The sequence below is a fragment of the Thalassotalea hakodatensis genome, from assembly GCF_030295995.1.
Lineage (GTDB): Bacteria > Pseudomonadota > Gammaproteobacteria > Enterobacterales > Alteromonadaceae > Thalassotalea_C > Thalassotalea_C hakodatensis.
This window is the reverse complement of the sequence record NZ_AP027365.1, coordinates 327,709-346,023: the sequence shown is the minus strand read 5'-3', so window position 1 is coordinate 346,023 and position 18,315 is coordinate 327,709. Positions and strand designations below refer to the sequence as shown.

Below are 18,315 nucleotides of genomic sequence, written 5' to 3'. Positions count from 1 at the left end.
CCATTCTCAAAAAAGCCTGATACTGAACGGTTTCAAACGATGGAAACATTCAATCATCAGGCCTTTTTCTTTAACGGTCTAATTGATTCAATAACCTCAGCTTTGTATAAGAAATTGTGCTATCTCAATTAACAAGAGTCGCTTAATTTTATTTCATAGTTAACCTGAGCTTAAATAATGACCCGATTTGGTTTTAATGCTAAAGTGGTTTTCATCGTTTTATTTATTCTTAAAGAAACGCACTATGAAAAACGCACAGCCATTAAAAGAAACAGTAAAAAGCGTTGCAGCCGCCTTTTTAGGTGTACAAAGTAATAAAAATAGGGAACGAGACTTCTCTCAAGGTAAATTTAGCCACTTCGTGATAGTTGGTTTAATTGCTGTCATTTTGTTTGTACTTGGTTTATTTACTGTAGTTTCTTTAGTCGTAAAATAAACATAACACACTGCGTTATTTATAAAGTACCATCAATTCTGCAACTTTCTTACGCGTAGTACCTTTCTGACTAATCGTTCGTGACACTTTGATCGACTTTCGTGTTTTCGCGCCTTGATATATTTTACGTGTCCAAATGGTATCGTGATTACTGATCAACACACTGACCTTCTTCTCGCTCGTTACCTCTTCAGCAGCGTTTGCTAAATCTGCTTGTTCGTCTAAGCCAAAACCATTACCAGCATAACTGGTAAAGCTTGCTGTTTTGCTCAATGGTACGTAAGGTGGATCACAATAAATAACGTCACCATCATTAGCACGAGCAAAGGTTTGTCGATAGCCCTCGCAAATAAAAATGGCTTTCTTTGCTTTTTCCGCAAAAAACTCTAACTCAGCTTCTGGGAAATAAGGCTTTTTGTATTTACCAAACGGGACATTGTAACCGCCTGACTTATTATATCGACATAAACCATTGTAACCGTGGCGGTTCATATACAAAAACAATAACGAACGATAGTGCTTATCGACCGTAGCATTAAATTCGCTGCGCAAATGGTAATAGGCTTCAGGCAGATTATTCTCACTAACGAAAAAGCGTTTAGCATCGTCAATAAAGTTAACGGGATCTTGTTGAATAGTTTGGTAGAGATTAATTAAGTCTTTATTAATATCGTTTAGTACATAACGCTCAAAATCACTATTAAGAAAGACTGATCCCGCACCCACAAAAGGTTCAATTAATCGTTCGCCATTTGGCAATAACGTGTTTATTTTTTCTGTAAGGCTGTATTTTCCACCAGCCCATTTTAGAAATGCTCGTTGCTTTTTTACCATTTAGCTTTAAAAACCCTAATATGGCAACCAAGCCACTTCATTACTCAACGGGTGAATTGTAACTTGATTTGATTAAGATTGGGAGCGTTGATAATCATCAATTTCAGCATTTATACTCTTTACTGATCGAATAAATGGTTGTCTACTCTTGATAATTTCTGGTGCAGTCGCCAACCAATCAGCCGCTGATACTCTCGATTCAAAGATTTTAGATGTTAATACCGTAACCGTTCCTTGCGTAACATTTCGTTGGTATTGGTACACTTCAATCGCTGCTACGCTATCAATGAATGCTTGTTTCGACTTCTCTTGTTCAATTACTGCAAACTGTAATACAAACCCACTTTTGTTTGCATAATAACTTAACGGTGCAGGCTCAAGTGTTGTGGATGATTGTACTTTTAGCGCATCATTATTTTCGATAGCTTCTACTGCCTTGGTTTTCTCATCTAAAGGTGCTTGTTTTACGGGTTGTTCAACAATTGGTTGTTTTGCGGTAAGTGCAGTTGCAATATCTAACACAGATGCCTTTTCAACCACCTTTTTTTCTGTACTTTGAGATAACGTCTCTTTACCTAATAATCTGTTAGATATTTCTTCTGCGTTGGCTATAGCAATATTAACCGCAGCGCTAGCAACACTTTCACTGCCAGTACTTTCTGCCTCTAGAGGAATGTTGCCTGCTTTCTCTTCAAGGTTAGCTTGTTCACTCGTTTGCTTTACCACAGGCATTTCTACAGATTCAGATACTGGCTTAAGCTTACTAAAATTAAACGTGTCTACCTGATAGAGTTGATAAACAATCAATGCGCCAATAGCAGTCAACCCTAAAAAGCCGACAAGATACTTCTTAAACTGTGATAATGTTTGCCATTGATTGCCAGCGTTAAAACGTTTGTCATTAAGTGGGATCAGCTGGCCGCTGTATGCATCTACAATAGAGAGTTTTTTATCAAACAGCATTGCATGTTCGGTTAATTTTTGCCCAACTGATGTCATGGCTAACATCACCACTTGTATCGCTAAATTGGCTTTTTTCGCTATTTCAGCCAGTTGAGTTAATTCATGCAATAATTGAAAAGAAAGATGATGTGCATGCTCGACTACAATACTTACGGGTTGTTTGTGTTGCTTTATCAGGTTGATTAAACTGACGGCTACTGATTGCTCAGGATCAAATAATACATTGCCAAATAGCTGCTCAATAATACGACAGCGAACCTGTAAATCATCAAGCCTTGGCGACATTGTTAAATAAGCAGCATTAAAATCATTAGATAAATTTGCAAGATACTGGCTACCCAATGAAGAATAACGCATGGTGTCTTCGTCAATAACGACAACAGCATGTTTTGAAAAACGTAGAATATAATCAACTCTAGCGACAGAGCTAATTGAGGTAACCTCGTTTATATAAGACTGTTGATTTTCGTTGTTATGCGCCAGTGCTGACATGTTTCACCTTTCTGTACTTTCTACAGAATTTGCTGAAGCATATCCTCACTAATATCATCACGCATAACCGCTTGGCCAATAGTGTTGGGTATAATAAGGCGAAGTTTCCCGCCGATGTTCTTTTTGTCTCTGCGCATGTGTTTGATAAATGAATGAAAATCCATTGTTTCAGGAGCTTCCAATGGTAAATCAAACGCAGCAAGTAAAGACTCAATTCGACGAAGTTCTGACGCTTCTAGCAAATTCAATGCTACTGAAAGCTTAGCAGCAAGGACCATGCCAGTAGCTACTGCTTCGCCGTGTAGCCAGTTACCATAGCCTTGTTCTGCTTCTATTGCATGACCGAACGTATGACCGAGATTCAACAGCGCTCTACATCCAGCTTCTGTTTCATCTTGGGAAACAATATCAGCTTTGCACTGACAACAGCGTTCTATCATTTCAATTAATACATTAGATTCTGATGATTTTATCGCATCTATGTGTTGCTCAAGCCAATAGAAGAATTCACGATCACCTAAAATACCATACTTAATGACTTCAGCCATACCAGCAGAAAACTCTCGTGCTGGTAACGTAGCTAAACTGTTAATATCGATTAGTACCGCTTTAGGTTGGTAAAAAGCACCAATCATATTTTTCCCTAGAGGATGATTAACCGCTGTTTTACCGCCTACTGATGAATCAACCTGAGAAAGTAACGTGGTAGGAATTTGAATAAAATCGATGCCACGTTGATAGCAAGCAGCAGCAAAGCCAGTTATATCACCAATAACACCACCGCCTAAAGCGATCAATGTTGTGTCTCTGCCATGGGTATTGGCAAGTAAATGCGACATGATTTTTTCGAAATTATGTAAGCTTTTTTCTGCTTCTCCATCAGGTAAGATAATTTCATCTACCTGAAAGCCACTCAACAATTCTTTTACTGATGACAAATACAATTGAGATACTACATCGTTAGTCACCACACAAACTCGCTTTGCACGAATATGCTTTGTAAGCAGATCTCCTGCTTTTAAAAGGTGACTATCAATATAAATTGGATAACTGCGCTCAGCTAAATCAAGCTGTAAAGTGGCCATATTAAAAATCTAGGCGATCAACAATTTTATTCGCGACAATTTTTGCACTTTGATCGTCAGTTTGTACAATCACATCGGCAACTTCTTCATATAAAGGGTTGCGCTCTACTGCTAGTTTTTCAAGCACAGAACGTGGCTCTTCAGACGTTTGCAATAAAGGACGACGGCGATCACGCTGTGTACGCGCTACTTGTTTATCAATGGTTGTTTCTAAATAGACAACAATACCACGTGCAGATAAACGATTTCTCACATGATCACTGATCACTGAGCCACCACCGGTCGCTAACACGATACCCTGTAATTGGCTTAAATCATCAATAACCTGCTCTTCTCTGATACGGAAACCTTCTTCACCTTCCAAATCGAAAACCCAAGAGATATCCGCACCTGTGCGACGCTCGATTTCCTGATCTGAATCATAAAACTCTAAATGTAGTTTATCAGCTAACTCTCTACCTATGGTGCTTTTGCCTGCGCCCATTGGGCCCACCAAGAAAATGTTACGTTTTTCTGCCATGAGACTAACTTAATACTCGTTAATTAATTTGCGTTTATGGGTAAGAGGGAACCTCCCTCGAAAATTTTAAGGGCGTAATTATCGCAATTGTTAACCCTAGATTGCAAGTAAGCAATGGACAAAAACACAGTTTACTTGCAAAAAGTCTTTAAAATCTTTCAGTTACAATACGCGGCGTGACGAAAATAAGCAGTTCTTTTTTCTCATTGAAGTTATTTGTGTTGCGGAACATCCAACCGAAGTAAGGAATATCACCTAAAACAGGTACTTTTGAGATGCTATTGATCACTGATTGCTGATAAATACCACCTAAAACGATAGTCTCACCATTATTAACCAACACTTGTGTGCCTATTCTTTGAGTATCTATCGCCGGTGCGCTGCCATTAGTCACTTCAGAAACGGTATCTTGCGTCACGATTAAATCTAGAATTATACGATTATCCGGAGTGATCTGCGGTGTTACTTTCAGGCTCAATACCGCTTTTTTAAACTGTGTTGACGTTGCACCACTTGAAGCTGCTTCTTGATATGGAATTTCAACACCTTGCTCTATATAAGCTTCTTTTTGATTTGCGGTAGTAATACGAGGACTAGCAATAATCTCACCTTTATTTTCATTTTCAAGCGCGCTTAATTCTAAGTCTAAAATCGTTCCGTCAGCTAAGCGAGCAACCTGAAAGGCGATACTACCAGCAGCAGAAGAGGCCGGTAAATTAACATTAAGCCTATCCGATAAAGAAGGTACTGAACCGTTATTAGCAGAATTAGTGCCTCCTATAGAACCCGAAGTAGCATACTCGCCGTCGGTATCAGTAACTCCCCAACGTATACCGAGTTCTTCATTAATATTATCTTTAACCGTTACCATACGAGACTCGATCACTACCTGCCGTACAGGAATGTCTAACACGCTCACCATTCGTTTAACATCTTCAATACTTTGTGCGGTATCGCGGATCAATAAGGTGTTCGTTCTTTCATCAACACTCACACTACCTCTAGGTGATAAAATACTGTTTTCTTCATTTTTAACAAGAGCAGCAAATTCAATCGCTTTTGCATAATTAACTTGGATATATTCAGAATACAGGGGAGCCAGTTCAGCGACTTGTTGTTGAGCTTGTAATTCTTGAGCTTCTCTAGCGGCTAGTTCATCGCCTGGGGCAACCATTAAAATGTTACCTTCCATGCGTTTATCTAATCCTTTAACCTTTAAAATAATATCTAATGCCTGATCCCAAGGAACACCATCAAGCCTAAGTGTTATATTGCCTGCAACAGTATCACTGGTCACTAAATTAAAACCGTTTAAATCTGCAATAATTTGCAACACTGTTCTTACTGGAATATCTTGAAAATTAAGAGAAATTGCACGCCCGCTAAAGTCTTCTGAATCTGCTAAATAACCAGGCGCTTTCACGTCTTCGGTTACCGTTAACGAGAACACATTTTGTTGCTGTTTATGTTCAAAAGTAAAACTGCCATCAATATCCACGACTAAGCGTGCATTCTTTCCTTCTTTGAAGGTTTCAATGGTCGTCACTTTAGTGCCAAAGTCAGTCACATCTAATTGATATAAGAGATCTTCGGTAATTTCTGTATTATGAAATTCAATAAATAACTTGCCTAGACGATCACTAACATCAACAGCAACCATACTATCATCAAGGCTGACAATAATTTGTGCCTGATCATCTTTATTACGACGAAAATCAATATTCGATATTTTGTTAATAAACTGACCACCCACAGGCGATAAATTGTTAATCGCTTTCGGAGCAACATCTTTATTTAGAAGCAATGAAAATTCATGTCCTTGAGCACTCACATCAAAAATGGCTAATTTATCTAACGAAACCCGAGCAACAATATTGCCAGCAATTTTTTGCATGGTGACCGTTTCAACGCCTGCATGTTTAATGCTGGTCTCTAGCAATGCTTGATTAAAGCTGTCAGCCTCAAATGTTATATCAATATGCGCTGGCGTCATTGACGTTTCAACTTTTGGTAACTCAACTATTGGTTGAGATAATGAAAAAACCAGTTCGATTTCATCATTTTGCAGTGTGTTATAACGTAAGGAAGTTACCTCAGTGGCCATTGAAAATATCGAAGATACCGACAAAATAACCAATACAACAAACTTATGTTGCCACTTAACACCTTTCATTTTCATTTTATTTATTTGCAACATCATTAGTTCCTTTGCCCTTGACTCTCTGCTTCAACCATAGCAACAGTCGTTTCACGCTCAACCCAACAGCCAGCACCATCTGGGATTAACTCTACAACCTTGACTTTATCTTGGCTGACTTCAGTAATTCGACCATTATAAAGCCCTAGGTAGCTTCCTACCGCAACACGATGAAGTGTTGAATCAGATGCTTGAACCAATGCCCATGTAATACCCAACTCACCTAACGTACCCCGCATTGATAGATCACTTATTGCGAACTTTTCTAACGGTTGCTTGCGTCTACGAGGATCAGGACTTAAACAACCTGACATTTGTTGGATTTTTTCTTGAATCGCTTCAGGTTTTGGTGCATCGAATGGACTTCTTAACGTTGACGCACCATATTCTACATGATTAAACACTGGCACTTCTGGCATTGGCTCTATCGTACTTGGTGTTGTTGATTTCACCTGCTCAATATGTGCATGTAAATCAGCTTTATCATTAAAGCAGCCACCTAAAAATATTAATAAAAGAGGTAAGCATCGTTGTTTTATCATTGTGCTGTCTCCCTATACCGATAGGTTTTAGCCTGTAATTTTAAATTTAACTGTCCGTTTGTATCGGCTACCATATTAATGTCAAAATCATGCAAGGTAACAATACGCGGTAACCCTGCGATTTTACTCACAAAGTTTCCAAATTCATGATAAGAACCAACAACTTCTATATCGATAGGTAGTTCAATATATATCTCTTGTGTTATCTCTGGCTGCCAATTTAATTTAACAAAATCTAAGCCGCTAGTAGTGCCTACAAAAGTAATATCGTCTAATAAACCTGGCGTTTCATGGCTTTCAGGTAAACTTTTTAATTGTTCAGCAAAAAGTGTTTCGGCTTCAACCATCTGTTGTTGAAAGCGTTCTAAATTGGCTGCAACATAATATTTACTTTGATACTGCTGTTTTAACGTTGTCTCTTCAGCAACAACCCTATCGAGTTGTTTGATTTTATCTGAGACAATAAGAAAATAGCCCAACGCTATCACAACAATGGCGAGGAACGTTGCAAACACTCCTTTTGCCAACGGTGGCCAGTTGCCAATATTGTCGAGTTCTAAGTTGTCAAATTGCGAGAAATCTATCTTCATTTACTCGCCCCTTGGGTTGCTGTTTGTTCGTTTGCGTTTAATAAACCTTTAATACGAACACGCATTTTAAAATCACTTAATAATTTACTTGTTGCGTCGTTAGAGGTAATAGATTCAAGCACGGCATCCGTTAATAAATCTGAGCCTTCAATGTTACGGATCATATTAGCTAAATGATTGTTTGACTCACTTTTACCTAACAATTGAATAGTATTGCCTTGTTTTTCCATCTTGGTTAAATAAACGCCTGAAGGCACAATCTTAGCGATTTCATCCAGTACTTGCGTACCGACATTACGACTACGCTGTAATTGTTCAACAACTGAGATACGTTTTTCTAACTCTTGTTTTTTCTCATTTAAGGTTTTTATTTCACTAATACGTTTATCTAAAATCGCTATTTCAGTTTGTAAAAAGCGATTTCTTTCTAGTTGACCATCAATGCGTAATTGATAAAACTGTCCAATCAAAAAAACGACAGCAAACGCAACTAAAGCAACCGCTGTTAATAACGTAAAATATTGTCGCTGTTTGGCTTTTTCAGCTTCTTCACGCCATGGTAGTAAGTTTATATATGCCATGTAGAGAAACTCCTTAGCGCTAATCCAGCGGCAACCATGTATTGACTTGCTGATTGCGAGAGTTCAGTTTTATCGATATCAGCTGAAATTTCCATCCCAGTGAATGGATCCGCAATAATGGTATGTATACCAAGCTCTTCATTCAATAGTTTTTCTAAACCTTCAACTTGCGCGCAACCACCTGACACAACAAGGTAATCAATTTTTTCTTTACCACTAGAAGTTAAAAACATTTGTATCGCGCGACGTACTTGCTGTACAAAAATAGTATGAAAAGGCGCTAACACTTCAAACGTATAATTTGGTGGAAGATTATGTGTAACCTTTGCCTGCTCAGCTTCTTCAAATGATTGGTTATAATAAGAAACGATTGAACGGGTATATTGTTCACCGCCAAACATTTGGTCGCGACTATAAAGATGTTCTCCATTTTGTGTCACTGAAAAAAGTGTCATCATGGCACCTACATCTACCATCGCAACAACTTTGTCATTCGCATCATCAGGTAATTGCGATAAAATTAAATCATATGAACGACTTATCGCGTATGACTCTACGTCGATTACTTTTGTAGTAAAGCCTCCGGTATCTAAAGCAGAAACCCTTGCTTCAACCGACTCTGTACGGGCAGCGCTGAGTAATACATTAATTTTAGTCGGGTCAGATTCATTTACTTCAAGAGGTTCAAAGTCCAGGCTCACTTCGTCAAGTGGATATGGGATCAAACTGTCGGCTTCAATTTCAATTTGGCTGGCAAGTTCTTGCTCATTCAATGAAACATCCATATAAATAACTTTCGTAATGACGGTTTGCCCTGAAACGGCAGCAGCAGCATAGGTAGCAGAAGAGGCGATTTGTGTGCGAAGTTTTGCAATCACTTTGCCAACGGCTTCGATATCTTGAATCTCTCTATCGATCAAAGCACCTCTTGGCATTGACTCTGTAGCAATCGATTCTAATTTATAGGAATCGCCAGTTTGACTAAGCAAAACAGCTTTTGCAGAGTGCGAACCAATGTCAATTCCGACAATGAGAGAAGCTTTCTTTCTCAATAGATTACTAAGCATAACTTCCTACTAAATCATTTTATTATAATAATATAGATATATTTTCCATATAAATACATTTATTACATGGTTTTAAAGGATATACTAGTAGTTATAGTCAATTTTTGTAAATTTTTGTCGAGCAGTTTAATTTGAAATCTTTCAGAAAAACGATCAAAGTCCTATTTTACATCGGCTGTGCGGGTGTTCTAGCACTGAGCGCTTTATACTTATATATGCGTGATGATCTGCCAAGCGTAACCTCTTTAAAAAGTGTTAAGTGGCAAACCCCAATGACCATATATAGCGCTGATGGTAACTTAATGAACCAATTTGGTGAGAAAAAGCGCATTCCTTTATCCATTGATGAAATGCCACAGCAGCTTATCAATGCGGTACTTGCAACTGAAGATGATCGTTTTTATCTGCATTTCGGTGTGGATCCAATCGGCATGACCCGGGCAATTATCGGTCAAGTTATGGGGCAAAATAAAGGTGGCGCAAGTACCATCACCATGCAAGTCGCTCGTAACTTTTTTCTCACTCGCGAGCAAACCTACATTCGAAAAATTCGGGAGATATTCACCGCGTTCCATATTGAAATGTTGCTAACGAAAGATGAAATTTTGGCTTTGTATATGAACAAAATTCCACTTGGACATCGTTCATTTGGTTTCGGTGCCGCTGCACAAGTTTATTATAACAAAGATGTACAAGATCTTACCCTTGCACAAATGGCGGTGTTAGCGGGTTTACCAAAAGCCCCCTCTACGATAAACCCAATTAGTAATCCTGAGCGTGCAAAGGCACGTAGAGCTGTTGTATTACATAGAATGTTAGTCACGAACTATATTACCGAGCAAGCGTATCAACAAGCACTCAATGCACCGATAACCGCGCAAAAGCATGGCGCTGAAATTGTACTTAACGCACCTTATGCTGCCGAAATGGCTCACCAAGAAATGATTGAGCGCTTTGGCAAAGAACAAGCTTATACCGGTGGTTATAAAGTGTTCACCACAGTATCGACTTCCTTACAAAATGCTGCAAAAAAAGCGGTGATTAACAACTTAATGGCTTATGATCAGCGGCATGGCTATCGTGGCCCGATTATGCACTTGCGAGAACCTAAAGATGAGGACGAACAAGGAAATATCGAAGCTGAACAGCCTGTTACTCCCCTTTCAGATAAAGAGATACAAGAAGCTTTATCGCAAATACCGCCCTATGAGCCTTTAATACCTGCCATTGTTTCACAAGTAAACGAACGTTCGGTACAAATCATGTTTTCTGATCTCTCTACAGAGAACATTAATTGGCAAGGTTTATCTTGGGCTCGAGAATTTTTCAACGATAACAAACAAGGGCCTGCTCCAAAACAAGCGGCTGAAATTCTACATTATGGTGACGTTATTTACGTGACCAAAGAAAAAGGACAGCTTAGATTAAGTCAATTACCTTCAGCAAGTTCTGCCTTAGTCTCGCTTTCTCCTGATGATGGCTCAATCAAAGCAGTTATTGGTGGGTTTAATTATGCACAATCACAGTTCAACCGTGTTACTCAAGCTAAGCGTCAAGTCGGTTCAAACATTAAACCATTCGTTTATTCTGCAGCATTAGAAAACAACTTTACCTTAGCCTCATTGGTTAATGATGTACCTATTAATCAATGGGATCAACGAACAGGTGTTGTTTGGCGACCAAAAAATTCGCCGGAACAATACAGTGGTGAAATTCGCGTAAAAAGAGCCTTGGCACAATCTAAAAACGTGGTTGCAGTTAGGCTCTTTCGCGCTGTTGGTTTAGATAAAATGATCCCACATTTGGCCTCTTTTGGTTTTGCTCCTGACGAGTTGCCTCGTGATGAATCTTTAGCACTCGGTTCTGCCTCATTAACCCCTTTAGAGGTGGCAACAGGTTTTGCAACCTTTGCCAATGGCGGTTATTTAATTGAACCTTATATTATCGACAGGATAGAAAATGCCGACGGTAATATTATCTTTCAAGCAAGTCCCAAGCTCGCTTGTGATGATTGCAGTGAGTTGGTTAATCAACAAGGCGATGCAGAAAATGAGAACATAGCAATTTCTGCAGATCCACTTACAACAGAAATAATAGACTCATCAATAGATGAAAACACTCCTCAATACGAACGCGCAACACGGGTAATCAGCAAGCAAAATGCATTTTTAATTACACAAGCATTAAATGAAGCTATTTGGGGGGCTGACTGGTCAGTTTCACCCGGTTGGCAAGGCACTGGCTTTCGTGCAAGAAGCCTTAAAAGAAGGGATATAGCAGGAAAAACTGGAACAACCAACGAAGCAAAAGATGCTTGGTTTTCTGGTTTTAGTCGACGCATTGTCACAACAGCTTGGATAGGCTTCGATGATCCATCACGTAATTTAGGTAGTACTTCGTACAATAACAACTTAGATAAAAATCAGATCACTGGAAGAGAGTTTGGCGCGAAGTCTGCACAACCTGCTTGGATAGACTTTATGGAAAAAGCTTTGCAAACACTTCCTGTTGAACCATTTGTTCAACCTGAAAATATCATTTCTGTGCGTATCGATAAAGCCACTGGAAAATTAACCGATAAAACTGATCGAAGTAGTACCTTTGAATATTTTATTTTTGGCTCTGCACCAAGCGAATATGTAACCAGTGATAATAGCCATGAAATTTTTGACTCCAACAAAAATGCTGAAAGTGAGATTTTTTAACCAATATATTTGGTGGAATATTCTTTCGTTTCGATAGCTTTTAGTATTAAAAAAGTGAAATTCAGCCATTGGGTTTCACTTTTTTTGTTTCAATTCCTACATTTTTACGTATAACCTTACTTACGCTCTACCCCTTTTGAGCATTGAACATTCATAAAAGTACCAGTCAGTTAACTATATCTCTATTGGTTTTCAATTAACATCACTGAAAGTTACACTGAAAACTTTCACTTCGAAACAAAAAAACCTTTCGTTTTATTTTATGATCGCCTAAAATTGCGCCTCAATACAGATTGAAACATTCTTAACCCGAACGTCATACCTTTAGGAGCTGACACGCTATGACTGCTTTGTTACAAAACTTAGACTTATCTCAATACGGCATTACTGATATATCAGAAGTGGTTTATAACCCGTCGTATGAAGTGTTATTTGCAGAAGAAACCAAAGCAGAACTCAGTGGTTTTGATAAAGGTACAGTGACTGAATCAGGAGCTGTAGCGGTTGATACGGGTATTTTTACGGGACGCTCTCCGAAAGATAAATACATCGTTCGTGATGACGTAACAAAAGACACGGTATGGTGGTCAGATCAAGGCAAGAATGATAACAAACCCATGACGCAAGAGACCTGGGATCATTTAAAGGGCTTGGTTACCAGCCGGCTCTCTGGAAAGCGACTATTCATTGTGGATACCTATTGTGGTGCCAATAAAGATACTCGTTTAAAAGTACGCTTTATCACGGAAGTTGCTTGGCAAGCACACTTCGTTAAAAACATGTTCATCAGACCTTCTGAAGAAGAGTTAAAAAATTATCAACCTGATTTCGTCGTAATGAATGGTGCTAAAACCACCAATAATAAATGGCAAGAACAGGGGCTTAATTCAGAAAATTTTGTTGCGTTTAACTTAACCGAAAAAATGCAGCTTATCGGTGGTACTTGGTACGGCGGAGAAATGAAAAAAGGCATGTTTTCAATGATGAACTACTTGCTACCGCTTAAAGGGATTGCTTCAATGCACTGTAGTGCTAACGTTGGTAAAGAAGGTGATGTAGCCATATTCTTTGGCCTTTCTGGTACGGGTAAAACAACACTGTCAACGGATCCGAAGCGTGAACTGATCGGTGACGACGAACATGGCTGGGATGATAATGGCGTCTTCAATTTCGAAGGTGGTTGTTATGCCAAAACTATCAATTTAAGCGAAGAAAATGAACCTGACATTTTCAATGCGATTCGTCGTGATGCGTTATTAGAAAATGTTTCGGTCGATGAAAATGGAAAAATTGACTACGACGATAACTCTAAAACAGAAAACACTCGTGTGTCATACCCTATTCACCATATAGAAAACATCGTAAAACCTGTATCACGTGCGGGACATGCAAAAAAAGTTATCTTTTTAACGGCGGATGCCTTTGGTGTATTGCCACCAGTAGCAAAATTAACACCAGAGCAAACGGAATATTATTTTCTTTCTGGATTTACAGCCAAATTAGCTGGTACTGAACGCGGTATAACAGAACCAACGCCAACGTTCTCAAGTTGTTTTGGTGCAGCATTCTTAAGTTTACACCCAACGAAGTACGCTGAAGTATTACGCAATAGAATGCAAAACGTTGGTGCTGAAGCATATTTAGTGAATACTGGCTGGAATGGCACTGGTAAGCGTATTTCAATTAAAGCAACCCGCGCTATTATAGATTCAATTTTAGATGGCTCTATTGATAATGCAGAAACAGAAGTATTACCATTATTTAACTTAGCTGTACCTAAGGGTATTACAGGCGTTGATGATAATATTCTTGATCCAAGAGCGACGTATCAAGATACCAACGAATGGCATGAAAAAGCCGTAAGTTTAGCCAATAGATTTATTGAAAACTTTACTAAATTTACCGATACAGATAACGGTAAATCTTTAGTAAAAGCAGGACCACGAGTGTAACGATACTCAACTCAGAAGAGAGCCGGTTATTCCGGCTTTTTTTATGGCTGATGAAGTGGTAGGGAAACTTTCGCAGACAACCCACCTTCTTCGCGATTCGATAATATTATTTTACCGTTATGGGTATCTACAATCCGTTTAATAATCGCCAACCCTAAACCACTACCTTCAGTGCCTCGAGCTTTATCACCTTGAGTAAATGGTTGGAATAGACGGTCTATATCCGTTTCAGGAATACCTGGCCCTGAATCACAAACAGCAAAGTAAACGCTTTGACTTGCCTTATCAATACCCGATTTAAGCCTAATATCCTCATCACTATAACGTAAGGCATTTTGGATTAAATTCGACACTACCCTTTTGATCGCCACATACCTTACTGGTACTTTGGGGGTATCGCCGGCCTCAAATGTTATAGTTCTATCAATATTTGACTCAGCCTGAACCACTTCACCAATCAAGACATTAAGATCCGTAAGCTCCATTGTGTCTTTACTGTCATGGCGAATATAATCAATAAATTGATCTATGATGGTGTTCATGTCATCAATATCGCCTTCGATGCCTTCCTTGAGAAACTCATCTTCTTTTGACATCATTTCAGTTGCCAGTCTGATCCGTGTTAATGGCGTGCGTAAATCATGAGAAATACCTGCCATTAATAAATTTCTATCTTCCTCTAACTGTTTGATGCCTTTAGACATATGATTAAAAGCTTGCGTTACCGCCACAATTTCCGTAGTGCCATGTTCATTAAGCGGTTCTGGAAATGCGCCACGCCCCACCTGATGGGCTGCCGATTGTAGTGCTTTTAAAGGCCTATTTAATTGCCTAACAACAAGCCAACCACCAATGACACTTAATCCTCCTAAAATCATGAGTACAATAACAAGGGGGGTGTAGTTTGCTTCTTCTAAACTATTTAATGGTATTTTCACCCAGTACTCAGGAGCTTGAGGTGGACGAACCCAGTAAAGAAAATCATCTTCTTGGGTGAACCTTACTTCGGCTGGTCCCCCTAATAAGTTAGACATATTACGGGAGGCTATTTCTTTGTAGATAGCGCCACGTAAACCTTGTTCCATGGCGTCTTGTTCAGTGTATACATTGATACCGGTTTCTTGTTGAAATGCCTTCACCATACTCGCACTGAGTACAGGTTCATCAACTTCAATAAAAATAACACGAATTTGTTTAGCTAATAATTGTTCTATTTGATCAGAATTGGGTTGTAAAATATACACCATTATTGAACCAAGCGTGATTGCCTGATTGATCAATAATAAAATACCAATTAATAATATGGTTTGCCCAAAAGCACTACGTGGCAAAATTCTCATAAATGGTTAAGCAACAGCCTTACCTTCAGGCACAAAGACATACCCTAAGCCCCACACAGTTTGAATATACCTTGGTTTAGCAGGGTCTTCTTCAAGCATGCGACGTAATCGTGAAACTTGCACATCAATACTGCGCTCTAATGCAGAGTAATCTCTTCCACGAGCTAGATTCATTAATTTATCACGCGATAAAGGTTCACGCGGGTGGGTGATCAGCGCTTTTAGCACTGCAAATTCACCACTGGTAAGTGGCATATTAATATCGCCTTTACACATTTCACGTGTGGCAAGGTTGAGCGAATACTCACCAAACTCGACCACGTTTTCTTCTTGTGATGGCGCGCCTGGTGCTTCAGTAACTCTTCTTCTCAATACTGCTTTTATTCGCGCCAACAACTCTCGAGGATTAAAAGGTTTAGGCATATAATCATCAGCACCTAATTCTAGGCCAATAATGCGATCAACTTCGTCACCCTTAGCAGTAAGCATAACAATAGGAATATCATTATTCATTTGTCTTAAGCGACGACAAATTGATAAACCATCTTCACCTGGTAACATTAAATCAAGCACCAATAAATGAAAATTTTCACGCTCTAACAAACGATCCATTTGTTCTGCGTTAGCAGCACTACGCACCACAAAGCTTTGTTCCACTAAGTAACGCTCTAATAATGCGCGTAAACGCATGTCGTCGTCGACGACTAAAACCTTCGGTGTTTCTTGTCCCATACCCTCACCATTCTTATAATTTTTTAATTACAGCTACTATAAGCTATTCGTTGTAAATATGATAAAGGAAGTATGTGTCAATTTTCCTCGATTTGTTACAAATTATTAAACTTTTTTTATTAAGTAAGCCAAAGAGTTATTACAAAATGTTATTAGTTGATTAAATATCAAAATGATAAAAATATCATTCAAAAAATAAAACAAGTGACAACATTATTTCAACATACTGAAAAGATTATAGAATGTAGCTGTTTTCTTCCTTTGTTTGTCGTTTATGCCAACAATACGTTTATACTCAATGAAATAAATATTGACAACTTTTTGCGAAAACCAAAAGGTGTAACGGCAAGCATTGTTAGTACAGAATTGATTTGTCTGCAATACATACGCTTTGAAAGGCAATAACACGCTAATGTAATTTTAAATAAGTCAAATAGTTATATCATTAGTATGACTTGTATTGCTTTTGTAGATGTTTAATCTACGAGAAACAAGGTAGAATATAAACCATGAAAGTTTGGCGTCATGTTTTTAAAGCCCCACGTCGTGTTGTTTCCATCAAGCGACGGAAAAACACCTCACTATTGAAACGACAATTGGTGATGATTAAACTCGCCCTCGAACAAGAGAAGAAAGAAACCAAAGAAATGCTGTTTACGTATAAACGTTACACATTGCGTCAAGCATCTTCCGAGGAAATGAAAATTGCCAATAAACAATTTATTGATGTTTTAAAAGGCTTAGGTATAGGTGTTGTTGCCGTTTTACCGTTTGCGCCAATTACCATTCCTATTGTGATAAAATTAGGAAAGTGGTTTGGCGTTGATATTCTTCCCAGTTCGTTTAACGAACAGCATAATATTATTTCAGATAAGAAATCGCTTGATCAGTAACACAATGGGTAAACGATTTTTGTCGGTCTGATTTTGATAACTTCTCAATTGCCTGCTTAACTAATTTTTGTTTAACCTTCTTATCTTTTTCTGGCATACCTTTTAATTGCTCATCAAAACAACCAATTAAACCAAAATTAAGAGCAGTATCTGAATTAGGCAATTCACCAGCTAAACAATCCGATAACTTCAATGCAAGTTCGTCTCGACCCATTTTCGTAATCAACTGTTTAACACTGGGCTGGCTAGCATCTACATTACGCGCTTTATTGCAGCCAAAAAACATATCGGCCACAGCCACAACGGGTAACAGTTCTTCATGCTGTTGCTGAAATTTATCTTTTAACCATTTATCGTAATCTACTGCTGCTTCTTGCGCTACACTCATAAAAGAAACAACGCAATACAGTGAGAAAAAACTTAATGTTTTTACTTTCAAGTCAAGATCTCTCGTTAACCGCCCATTTCTAATAAGTGTACCCTAATTTCCGTGGTAATCTTAGTGCTTTATCCACATTTTCCGTAAAGAAATGTTATTTCATTGTTGGCCATGAAAAAATATCAATATACCCTTTACTTTCTATGGCTATTTTTTCACTTCACCCTGTAAATCTTTCACAGCACCCTCAAACAAAAATAAAATTTCAATATTAAAACAATAAGTTAGGAGTTGGCACAGTGTTCGCTTATTAGCATTTGAACATGTTAAATGAAATCAAGGAGAAATGATGAAATATTTATCAAGTGCTATATTAATTGCAACAACGTTAACAATGACATCTGCTGCAGCGAATGAAAATGATTGGAGTAAAGAAGCAAAAGATGCATGGATTGACGGTAAAACTGAAGCTGTACTCTTATTTAATGGCAATTTAGATTCATTCGATATCAACACCACCGTTAAAAAGGGTGAAGTTACCCTAACAGGTGAAGTTGAATCAGACGTTGAGCGTAAGCTTGCTGAAGAGCTTGTACACGGTGTTGATGGTGTAAAGGCTGTTAACAACGAACTTACAGTAATGAAGCCTGATAGAGACAACAGAAATGACTCGAAACAAAATGATAACGAAGTCGGTGCAATGGTTGATACCAAAATCGCAGTGGTATTGAAATCTCGTTATTTACTAGACTCTGATATCGATGGTACTGACATCAATGTAGACGTTGAAAACGGTCGTGTATCATTATCAGGTGAAGTTGACTCAACGTCTGAAAAACAATTAGTCATTCAAATGGCTAAGAATATTGATGATGTAGTTGAAGTATCAGAAGACTTAACGATTATTACCGCTTCATAATACTTATTAATACTTAGTTTTTAGACAAATGTGTAGCAAAGAAGTAGTTGTTTTGATTTTATATTCTTGAGAAATAATTATATGCCGT

Annotated in this window: 17 protein-coding genes; 5 read left to right on the top strand and 12 right to left on the bottom strand. The window is 38.4% G+C overall.

Annotated features, from left to right (window positions below; translation table 11 throughout):
* Window positions 1-244: 244 nt before the first annotated feature.
* Window positions 245-436: a DUF2970 domain-containing protein gene (locus QUE72_RS01430; RefSeq protein ID WP_074497846.1), complete on the top strand. Its 192-nt coding sequence runs from the start codon at window positions 245-247 to the stop codon at window positions 434-436.
* A 15-nt stretch (window positions 437-451) separates the two neighbouring features.
* Here the strand turns inward: QUE72_RS01430 and QUE72_RS01425 are convergent, their stop codons facing one another.
* From QUE72_RS01425 to QUE72_RS01385, 9 genes are all read right to left on the bottom strand, one after another.
* Complete coding sequence (locus QUE72_RS01425; RefSeq protein ID WP_074497844.1) at window positions 452-1,270, bottom strand: Dam family site-specific DNA-(adenine-N6)-methyltransferase; 819 nt, start codon at window positions 1,268-1,270, stop codon at window positions 452-454.
* Between the two features lie 72 nt (window positions 1,271-1,342).
* A complete protein-coding gene (locus tag QUE72_RS01420; RefSeq protein ID WP_074497842.1) occupies window positions 1,343-2,725 on the bottom strand; it encodes a hypothetical protein in 1,383 nt (460 codons plus the stop codon).
* A gap of 20 nt (window positions 2,726-2,745) precedes the next feature.
* Complete coding sequence (gene aroB / locus QUE72_RS01415) at window positions 2,746-3,810, bottom strand: 3-dehydroquinate synthase (RefSeq protein WP_074497840.1); 1,065 nt, start codon at window positions 3,808-3,810, stop codon at window positions 2,746-2,748.
* A 1-nt stretch (window position 3,811) separates the two neighbouring features.
* Window positions 3,812-4,330 (bottom strand): shikimate kinase AroK, encoded by a 519-nt coding sequence (gene aroK, locus QUE72_RS01410; RefSeq protein WP_074497838.1) that lies wholly within the window; start codon window positions 4,328-4,330, stop codon window positions 3,812-3,814.
* 148 nt (window positions 4,331-4,478) lie between these two features.
* A complete protein-coding gene (locus QUE72_RS01405) occupies window positions 4,479-6,527 on the bottom strand; it encodes a type IV pilus secretin PilQ (protein WP_286272934.1) in 2,049 nt (682 codons plus the stop codon).
* A 2-nt stretch (window positions 6,528-6,529) separates the two neighbouring features.
* Window positions 6,530-7,069: a pilus assembly protein PilP gene (locus QUE72_RS01400; protein WP_074497833.1), complete on the bottom strand. Its 540-nt coding sequence runs from the start codon at window positions 7,067-7,069 to the stop codon at window positions 6,530-6,532.
* Window positions 7,066-7,659 carry a type IV pilus inner membrane component PilO gene (locus tag QUE72_RS01395; protein WP_074497830.1) on the bottom strand — a complete coding sequence of 198 codons (594 nt, stop codon included), beginning with the start codon at window positions 7,657-7,659 and terminating at the stop codon, window positions 7,066-7,068. Before QUE72_RS01395 ends, QUE72_RS01400 begins: the two co-directional genes overlap by 4 nt.
* Window positions 7,656-8,240 carry a PilN domain-containing protein gene (locus tag QUE72_RS01390; RefSeq protein ID WP_286271059.1) on the bottom strand — a complete coding sequence of 195 codons (585 nt, stop codon included), beginning with the start codon at window positions 8,238-8,240 and terminating at the stop codon, window positions 7,656-7,658. The genes QUE72_RS01395 and QUE72_RS01390 overlap by 4 nt, the downstream gene beginning before the upstream one ends.
* On the bottom strand, window positions 8,228-9,307 hold the full coding sequence (locus QUE72_RS01385; RefSeq protein WP_074497824.1) for a pilus assembly protein PilM: 1,080 nt from the start codon (window positions 9,305-9,307) through the stop codon (window positions 8,228-8,230). Before QUE72_RS01385 ends, QUE72_RS01390 begins: the two co-directional genes overlap by 13 nt.
* A 131-nt stretch (window positions 9,308-9,438) precedes the next feature.
* Between QUE72_RS01385 and QUE72_RS01380 the strand changes: the two genes are divergently transcribed.
* Window positions 9,439-12,012: a penicillin-binding protein 1A gene (locus QUE72_RS01380; protein WP_407704945.1), complete on the top strand. Its 2,574-nt coding sequence runs from the start codon at window positions 9,439-9,441 to the stop codon at window positions 12,010-12,012.
* Between the two features lie 341 nt (window positions 12,013-12,353).
* Complete coding sequence (gene pckA, locus QUE72_RS01375) at window positions 12,354-13,964, top strand: phosphoenolpyruvate carboxykinase (ATP) (RefSeq protein ID WP_286271057.1); 1,611 nt, start codon at window positions 12,354-12,356, stop codon at window positions 13,962-13,964.
* Between the two features lie 41 nt (window positions 13,965-14,005).
* On the opposite strand, the gene envZ is transcribed toward pckA, so the two are convergent.
* Window positions 14,006-15,304, bottom strand: a complete 1,299-nt coding sequence (gene envZ / locus QUE72_RS01370; protein ID WP_286271056.1) for a two-component system sensor histidine kinase EnvZ — start codon at window positions 15,302-15,304, stop codon at window positions 14,006-14,008.
* A 6-nt stretch (window positions 15,305-15,310) separates the two neighbouring features.
* Window positions 15,311-16,036, bottom strand: coding sequence for an osmolarity response regulator transcription factor OmpR (gene ompR / locus QUE72_RS01365; protein WP_286271055.1), 726 nt, complete (start codon window positions 16,034-16,036; stop codon window positions 15,311-15,313).
* Between the two features lie 509 nt (window positions 16,037-16,545).
* Between ompR and QUE72_RS01360 the strand changes: the two genes are divergently transcribed.
* Window positions 16,546-16,929 (top strand): hypothetical protein, encoded by a 384-nt coding sequence (locus QUE72_RS01360; RefSeq protein WP_074497817.1) that lies wholly within the window; start codon window positions 16,546-16,548, stop codon window positions 16,927-16,929.
* Here QUE72_RS01360 and QUE72_RS01355 read toward each other — a convergent pair.
* Window positions 16,898-17,317: a hypothetical protein gene (locus QUE72_RS01355; RefSeq protein ID WP_286271053.1), complete on the bottom strand. Its 420-nt coding sequence runs from the start codon at window positions 17,315-17,317 to the stop codon at window positions 16,898-16,900. The genes QUE72_RS01360 and QUE72_RS01355 overlap by 32 nt on opposite strands.
* Before the next feature lie 337 nt (window positions 17,318-17,654).
* Between QUE72_RS01355 and QUE72_RS01350 the strand changes: the two genes are divergently transcribed.
* Complete coding sequence (locus tag QUE72_RS01350; protein WP_322111096.1) at window positions 17,655-18,227, top strand: BON domain-containing protein; 573 nt, start codon at window positions 17,655-17,657, stop codon at window positions 18,225-18,227.
* The last annotated feature ends 88 nt before the right edge of the window (window positions 18,228-18,315 follow it).

Coding starts and splice junctions, on each gene's coding strand:
- QUE72_RS01360 (WP_074497817.1), top strand. CDS start 16,546: ATGAAAGTTTGGCGTCATGTTTTTAAAGCCCCACGTCGTGTTGTTTCC.
- QUE72_RS01425 (WP_074497844.1), bottom strand. CDS start 1,270: ATGGTAAAAAAGCAACGAGCATTTCTAAAATGGGCTGGTGGAAAATAC.
- QUE72_RS01355 (WP_286271053.1), bottom strand. CDS start 17,317: ATGAGTGTAGCGCAAGAAGCAGCAGTAGATTACGATAAATGGTTAAAA.
- QUE72_RS01400 (WP_074497833.1), bottom strand. CDS start 7,069: ATGATAAAACAACGATGCTTACCTCTTTTATTAATATTTTTAGGTGGC.
- QUE72_RS01405 (WP_286272934.1), bottom strand. CDS start 6,527: ATGTTGCAAATAAATAAAATGAAAATGAAAGGTGTTAAGTGGCAACAT.
- QUE72_RS01395 (WP_074497830.1), bottom strand. CDS start 7,659: ATGAAGATAGATTTCTCGCAATTTGACAACTTAGAACTCGACAATATT.
- QUE72_RS01420 (WP_074497842.1), bottom strand. CDS start 2,725: ATGTCAGCACTGGCGCATAACAACGAAAATCAACAGTCTTATATAAAC.
- aroK (WP_074497838.1), bottom strand. CDS start 4,330: ATGGCAGAAAAACGTAACATTTTCTTGGTGGGCCCAATGGGCGCAGGC.
- aroB (WP_074497840.1), bottom strand. CDS start 3,810: ATGGCCACTTTACAGCTTGATTTAGCTGAGCGCAGTTATCCAATTTAT.
- QUE72_RS01430 (WP_074497846.1), top strand. CDS start 245: ATGAAAAACGCACAGCCATTAAAAGAAACAGTAAAAAGCGTTGCAGCC.
- QUE72_RS01350 (WP_322111096.1), top strand. CDS start 17,655: ATGATGAAATATTTATCAAGTGCTATATTAATTGCAACAACGTTAACA.
- QUE72_RS01390 (WP_286271059.1), bottom strand. CDS start 8,240: ATGGCATATATAAACTTACTACCATGGCGTGAAGAAGCTGAAAAAGCC.
- envZ (WP_286271056.1), bottom strand. CDS start 15,304: ATGAGAATTTTGCCACGTAGTGCTTTTGGGCAAACCATATTATTAATT.
- QUE72_RS01385 (WP_074497824.1), bottom strand. CDS start 9,307: ATGCTTAGTAATCTATTGAGAAAGAAAGCTTCTCTCATTGTCGGAATT.
- pckA (WP_286271057.1), top strand. CDS start 12,354: ATGACTGCTTTGTTACAAAACTTAGACTTATCTCAATACGGCATTACT.
- ompR (WP_286271055.1), bottom strand. CDS start 16,036: ATGGGACAAGAAACACCGAAGGTTTTAGTCGTCGACGACGACATGCGT.